Source organism: Massilia sp. 05N420, from assembly GCF_056397205.1.
Genome location: NZ_JBFTMX010000081.1, coordinates 1 through 6,452 on the forward strand (window position 1 = coordinate 1; position 6,452 = coordinate 6,452).

At 67.9% G+C, this 6,452-nt stretch carries 6 protein-coding genes and 1 pseudogene; 1 reads left to right on the forward strand and 6 read right to left on the reverse strand.

Features of this window, described 5'->3' with window-relative positions:
• Positions 1–219: 219 nt before the first annotated feature.
• From AC1DIX_RS27135 to AC1DIX_RS27150, 4 genes are all read right to left on the reverse strand, one after another.
• On the reverse strand, positions 220–1,557 hold the full coding sequence (locus AC1DIX_RS27135; protein ID WP_442123707.1) for a diguanylate cyclase: 1,338 nt from the start codon (positions 1,555–1,557) through the stop codon (positions 220–222).
• 160 nt (positions 1,558–1,717) lie between these two features.
• Complete coding sequence (locus AC1DIX_RS27140) at positions 1,718–2,911, reverse strand: aminotransferase-like domain-containing protein (RefSeq protein ID WP_477328392.1); 1,194 nt, start codon at positions 2,909–2,911, stop codon at positions 1,718–1,720.
• Between the two features lie 139 nt (positions 2,912–3,050).
• Complete coding sequence (locus AC1DIX_RS27145) at positions 3,051–3,512, reverse strand: RidA family protein (RefSeq protein WP_477328394.1); 462 nt, start codon at positions 3,510–3,512, stop codon at positions 3,051–3,053.
• 69 nt (positions 3,513–3,581) lie between these two features.
• Positions 3,582–4,514: a DMT family transporter gene (locus AC1DIX_RS27150; protein WP_477328396.1), complete on the reverse strand. Its 933-nt coding sequence runs from the start codon at positions 4,512–4,514 to the stop codon at positions 3,582–3,584.
• Positions 4,515–4,625: 111 nt separating this feature from the next.
• On the opposite strand from AC1DIX_RS27150, the gene AC1DIX_RS27155 reads away from it, so the two are divergent.
• On the forward strand, positions 4,626–6,080 hold the full coding sequence (locus tag AC1DIX_RS27155; RefSeq protein ID WP_477250865.1) for an aminotransferase-like domain-containing protein: 1,455 nt from the start codon (positions 4,626–4,628) through the stop codon (positions 6,078–6,080).
• Here the strand turns inward: AC1DIX_RS27155 and AC1DIX_RS27160 are convergent.
• Both AC1DIX_RS27160 and AC1DIX_RS27165 read right to left on the reverse strand, forming a co-directional pair.
• Entirely contained in the window at positions 6,077–6,247 is a 171-nt protein-coding gene (locus tag AC1DIX_RS27160) for a hypothetical protein (protein ID WP_442123702.1), read from the reverse strand. The two genes, AC1DIX_RS27155 and AC1DIX_RS27160, sit on opposite strands and share 4 nt — an antisense overlap.
• A gap of 29 nt (positions 6,248–6,276) precedes the next feature.
• A pseudogene (locus AC1DIX_RS27165) lies at positions 6,277–6,452 on the reverse strand (bifunctional UDP-4-keto-pentose/UDP-xylose synthase); the annotation flags it as partial.

The window sequence follows — 6,452 nt, forward strand, 5'->3', positions numbered from 1 at the left end:
CTCTTCGGCGACCGAACGTATCGTCCGGTCGCCGCGTGAGTGCACCTTTACCAAGGCTTGTTCGATGAATGCTGCAGGATACTTCACTTGTACGCCTCCCATTGAAAAAGGAGGCGACAACTAGTCTGACATAGGGGGGAAGGCGGGGATCCAAGTGTGTTCGAGCTAAGGTAACGCATGCAGAACTCGGGTCCCCGCCTGCGCGGGGACGACGGGCGGTTACATCATCGCCGCATTCCGAACCGCATCCCAGGCCGCCCCCGCCACCGCGGTCTCGACCCGGTTCCGCCCACCCCCCTTGGCCGCATACATGGCCCGGTCGGCGCAGACGAACAGCTGGCCGATCTGGTCGAGCTGGGTCGGCACGATGGTCGCGACGCCGACCGAGACCGTGATCCAGGGCGAGGTCGGCGAGCGCGGGTTCGGCAGCTGCAAGGCTTCGACCGTGGTGCGGATCGCTTCCGCCAGGCGGGCCGCGGCCTCTTGCGGGGTCTCGGCGAACAGCAGCACGAATTCCTCGCCGCCGTAGCGCGCCGCCAGGTCGGTCGGGCGCAGGGCGTGCGCCTGCAGCGCCTGGGCCACCTTCTGCAGGCAGACGTCGCCGGCGGCGTGGCCGAGGGTGTCGTTGTACAGCTTGAAGTGGTCGACGTCGAGCACCACCAGCGACAGCGGCTGGGCGTTGCGGATCGCGCGCTGCCATTCCCGCTCCAGGAAGCTGTCGAAGTGGCGCCGGTTGGCGATCCTGGTCAGCGGGTCCAGCATGGCGGCGCGCTGCAGCGCATCCTCGGACTGCTTGTGGTGGGTGATGTCGTGCAGCAGGGCGACGAACAGGCCGTCGGCCGCGTGCATCGGCGTCATCGTCAGGTCCATCGCGCGCAGGCCGCCGTCGCGGTGGCGGATCAGGACTTCGCGGGTGCCGTGGCCGACCGCTTCCATCGCGGCGCAGTCGTCGGGGTAGCTCTCCTGCTGGGCCAGCAGCTCGGCCAGCGAGCGGCCCACCAGCTCGTCGGCGGCATGGCCCAGGTAGCGGTCGCAGGCCGGGTTCGCGTACTGGATGCGGCCGCAGCGTTCGACGATCAGGAGGCCCTGGTCCATGCTGTCGACGATCATGCGCAGACGGTCCGCCTGTTCCTTCTGGGCGTCGCTGCCGCCGGTCAGGCGCAATTGGGCGCGCACGCGGGCGCAGACTTCTTCCATGCGCAGCGGCTTGGGGATGTAGTCGGCGGCGCCGATGTCGAAGCCGGCGACGATGTCTTCCGTCTCGCCGCGCGCGCTCATGAAGATCACGGGAATGCGCGCCGTGGCCGGGTGGGCCTTCATGCGGCGGCAGGTCTCCAGGCCGCTCAGGCCGGGCATGACGACGTCGAGCAGCACCAGGTCGGGCTGGATGCGCCGGGCGATTTCGAGGGCGCGCTCACCCGAGGTGGCGACGAAGGTCTGGTAACCCTGGCGCAGCATCATCGTACGCAGCACGGCGAGATTGTCCGCGGCGTCGTCGACGATGAGAATGGCAGGCTTGCGGGGCGTGGACAGCCCCGCGCTGGCTAGGTTGGGCATACTGTGCCTCGTGAAGCTGCGCGATGATTGATCGTTCAAAATCATACATCGTTGGGCACCGTCAGAGGGCAAGTATTGCTTGTTTGATAGAAAAATTTGTGACTTTGGCGCAACTTTTGGTCGTCCAGGACAACCAAAAGTCGCACTCGAAGCGGGGAGATTACAGCTGGTCCTTGATCAGCTTGCCCAGCACGGCGATGCCTTCACGGATGCGCTCAGGCGGCACGGTCACGAAGGACAGGCGCAGGGTGTTGGTGGCCGGATCGTTGGCGTAGAACGGCGCGCCCGGCACGAAGGCGACGCGGGCGGCGATCGCCTGGTCGAGCAGCTTGGTGGCGTCGATGTGCTTCGGCAGCTCGACCCAGATGAACATGCCGCCTTCCGGACGGGTCCAGGTCACGCTGTTTGGGAAGTGCTCGTCCATCGCGTCCAGCATCACCTGGCACTGGTTGGCGTACAGGCTGCGGATGGTCGGGATGTGCTCGTTCAGGAAGCCGTCCTTGACCACTTCGTGCACGACCATCTGGGTCAGCTGGGCGGTGTGGAGGTCGGCGGCCTGCTTGGCCAGCTCGAGGCGGCGCACCAGCGGCAGCGGGGCGCACACGTAGCCGAGGCGGATACCCGGGGTCAGCACCTTCGAGAAGGAGCCCATGTAGATCACGCCGTCCGGGTTCATGTTCAGCATGCGCGGCATCGGCTCGCCCTTGTACGACAGCGCGCCGTAGGGATCGTCCTCGATCAGCGGCAGGCCCAGGCGGGCGCAGGTCTCGACCAGCTCGCGGCGGCGCTCGATCGACAGCGAACGGCCGGTCGGGTTCTGGAAGTTCGGCAGCGCGTACAGCAGGCGCGCGCCTTCGGCCAGGCCTTCGAGCGAGGACGGCACCAGGCCGTGATCGTCGGTCTCGACCGAGTGGAAGTCGGGACGGTACACCGAGAACGCCTGCAGGGCGCCCAGGTAGCTCGGGGTCTCGACCAGCACCTTGCTGCCTTCGTCGATCAGTACCTTGCCCAGCAGGTCGAGGGCCTGCTGCGAGCCGGACACCATCAGGATCTGCTCGGGCAGGATCTTGCAGTCCGGGGTCGACAGATAACCCGCAATCCATTCACGCAGCGGCGCGTAGCCGTCGGTCGGGCCGTATTGCAGGGCCTGTTTGCCGGCTTCGGACAGCACCTTGTCGTAGGCGGCTTTCATGCGCTCGACCGGGAAGGTGGCGGGCGACGGCAGGCCGCCGGCGAAGGAGATGATCTCCGGACGCTGGGTAATCTTCAGGATTTCGCGGATCGCCGAGCTTTGCAGCTGCTGTGCGCGTTCCGAGAAGTGCCACTGGATGGGATTGGGATTTTCGATTTTCATACTGATCTCACTGGAGAAGGACGGCTGGGGTGCGTCGGCCATTATAAAGCAGCTGGATGAGCCACTTCGTTAAAAGAGGCTCGCCTTGTGGGCTCGCCCCGGAATTTGCAGGGTGGGCACGGGTGCCCATCCTGCGTGATTACGCTACTTCGACGATCATTTCGATTTCTACGCAGGTGCCGCGCGGGAGCGAGGCCACGCCGAACGCCGAGCGGGCGTGCTTGCCGGCGTCGCCGAAGACTTCGCCCAGCAGCTCCGAGCAGCCGTTGGTGACCAGGTGCTGTTCGTTGTACTCCGGGGTCGAGGCGACCAGGCTCATCACCTTGACGATGCGCTTCACGCGGCTCAGGTCGCCACCACAGGCTTCCTGCAGGGTGCCGATCAGGTCGATGGCGACCGAGCGCGCGGCGGCCTGGCCGTCAGCCGTGGTCTTGTCCTTGCCCAGCAGGCCGGTGTTCGGCGAGCCGTCGGCGTTCTTGGCGATGTGGCCGGAGATGAAGACCAGGTTGCCGGTCTGCACATACATGACATAGGCCGCGGCCGGGGCGGCCGGCGACGCGAGGGTGATGTTCAGTTCTTTGAGTTTGTCGTAGACGGACATGGAATCCCCAGATTACGTAATAAAGAGCCGGTATTGTACGACTTGCCACTGCGCGCGGCTACGTCCGGCTCATCGCGTGCGCACCTGCATCCGGCGTCCGGCCGCGACCACGCCGATGATCGCCAGGGCGAAGCCGCAATTGGCGGCGGTCAGCGGCTCGCCCAGCAGCAGCCAGGCGCCGCCCAGCGACAGGAAGGGCTGCACCAGCTGCACCTGGCCGACCCGCGCCACGCCGCCCAGCGCCAGCCCGCGGTACCAGAAGAAAAAGCCGACGATGGTCGAAAACACGGTGACGTAGCCGAGCGCCAGCCAGGCGCGCAGGCCCACCGTGCCCAGCCGCGCGAACTGGCCGGGGTCGAGCACGGCCAGCAGCACCGCGCTGGGCAGGGCCGCCAGCACCAGCGCCCAGCAGATGGTTTCGCGGCCGCCCAGGTCGCGCGCCAGCCGTCCGCCCTCCGCGTAGCCGGCCGCGGCCGACAGCACCGCCGCGAACATCAGCAAGTCGGCCGGCTCGAGGCGGCCTCCGCCCTGGGTCAGGGCGAATACCACCACCAGGCCGGAACCCATCAGGGCCAGCGCCCAGAAGCCGGCCGAAGGACGCTCGTGGCCGCGCAGCGCCGAGTACAGCGCGGTGCACAGCGGCAGCACGCCGATCAGCACCGCGCCGTGCGAGGCCGGCAGGGTGCGCATGGCAATCGAGGTCAGCAGCGGAAAGCCGACGATGCAGCCCAGCGCCACCACGGCCAGCGCCGGGAGGGCTGTGCGCGGCGGCCGCGGCGCGCCTTTCCAGCGCAGCCAGGCGCCGGCCAGCAGCGCCGCGCCGACGGCCCGCGCCAGCGAGACGAACAGCGGGTCGAGTTCGGCCACGGCCATGCGCGTGAAGGGCAGGGTCAGGCTGAACAGGGCGACCGCGGCCAGGCCGAGCAGCATGCCGCGGGTTTCGCTGCGGTGCTCGTCGCGCGCCGCCTGCAAGGAAGGTGAGGCGAGGGTGGACTGTGTCATATTGGCTCCYGTGGCGATTGCGTCAATACCCGGTCAGCGCTATGCTAGACTTCAAGAGCAGTACAGTACCTATACAGTTACCCGCATAAACCCTCACACTGTCATGGTGAAATGACCAACACAGTCTCCCAGGCCCCCGGGTTTCAAGCCCGGATCTCACGCGATTCCGGCGAGCCGCTGGCCGACCAGATCGTCCGCGCGGTGGCCGCGCGCATCGACGACAAGCACTTGCGCGCCGGCGCCCGCATGCCCTCGATCCGCCAGTTCGCCGGCGCGCACGGGGTTTCGCCGTTCACGGTGGTGGCCAGCTACGACCGCCTGGTGGCCCAGGGCTATCTGGAATCGCGCCGCGGCGCCGGCTTTTTCGTGCGCGAGCGTTCGCCGCTGAACACGGGCCTGAAGGAAGCGGTGGTGGCGGGTGCGCCGCCGGCGCCGGCCCTGGACGTGGTCTGGCTGATCCGCAACCTGTTCCGCCAGGCGCCGGGCCAGACCAGTTCCGCCGCCGGGGTGCTGCCGGCCGAATGGCTGGACGGTCCCGGCATCGCCGGCGCCCTGCGCGCCATCGGCCGCCAGCCGGGCGCCATGCTGCTCAACTATGGCGCGCCGCAGGGCTATCTGCCGCTGCGCCAGCAACTGCAGCGCAAGCTGGCGGAACTCGAGATCGAAGCCGCGCCGGACCAGATCGTGACCACGGTGGGCGTGACCCAGGCCCTGGACCTGGTGGCGCGCGAGCTGTGCCGGCCGGGCGACACCGTGTTCGTCGAGGATCCCGCCTGGTTCCTGATGTTCGGCTCCTTTGCCGCCATGGGCCTGAAGGTCGTCGGCATCCCGCGCCTCGGAGATGGGCCCGACGTGGCGAAGCTGGCCGAACTGGCGGCGCTGCACAAGCCGCGCCTGTTCGTGGTGAATTCGGTGCTCCACAATCCGAGCTCGACCTCGCTGTCGGCAGCCAAGGCCTTCCAGGTGCTGCGCATCGCCGAGGAACACGGCTTCGTCATCGTCGAAGACGACATCTATTGCGACCTGCACCCGGGTCCGTCGGCACAGCCGGCCACGCGCATGGCGCCGCTCGACCAGCTGCGGCGGGTGATCTACCTGGGGGGATTCTCGAAGTCGCTGGCGGCCAATTTGCGGGTCGGCTTCATCGCGGCCTCGAAGGAACTGGCGCTGCGCCTGGCCGACCGCAAGATGCTGGCGACCCTCACCACCAGCGATCTGGGCGAACGGGTGGTCTACAAGATCCTGGCGGAGGGCGTCTACCGCAAGCACCTCGAGCGCATCCGCGCGCGCCTGGACGGCGCGCGGCCGAAGGCCATCCGCCGCATCGAAGAGCTGGGACTGAAGCTGGAGAGCCTGCCTTCGGCAGGGATGTTCCTGTGGGTCGATGCCGGCAGGGATACCAGCGTAATGGCGGCACAGGCCATGGAGCAGGGCCTGCTGCTGGCGCCGGGCAGCCTGTTTTCGCCGGACCAGCTGCCGTCCACGCGCATGCGGCTGAACGTGGCGACGCGCGAGGATTCGCCGCTGTGGGCTTTCCTTGCCGGCGCCGCCGGTCCGGCATCCTAGCGCCGTAGCGCGTGCTGCTGCGCCCCCAGCACGCGCTCGATCAGGGCGGCGTCCAGCCTCATGGTCCTCATGAAGGCGCGCGCCGCACCCGGACCCAGGATGCGGAGGATGACCTGCGCCTTGTAGATGACCCGAGCAGTCACCGGGTCGCGACGGATATAGGTCATCCCGTCGGCACTGCTGTGCCGGGGATGGTTCACTCGACCAGGCCGCGTGCGACGCCGACCTGGCCGCGGTAGGCATCGAAGATGCCGCGCAGGGCGTCGGCCATGTTGGTGGTCGGCGCCCAGTCCAGGTCCTGCATCGTGTTCTCGATCTTCGGCACGCGGTTCTGCACGTCCTGGTAGCCGGCGCCGTAGTAGGCGCCCGAGC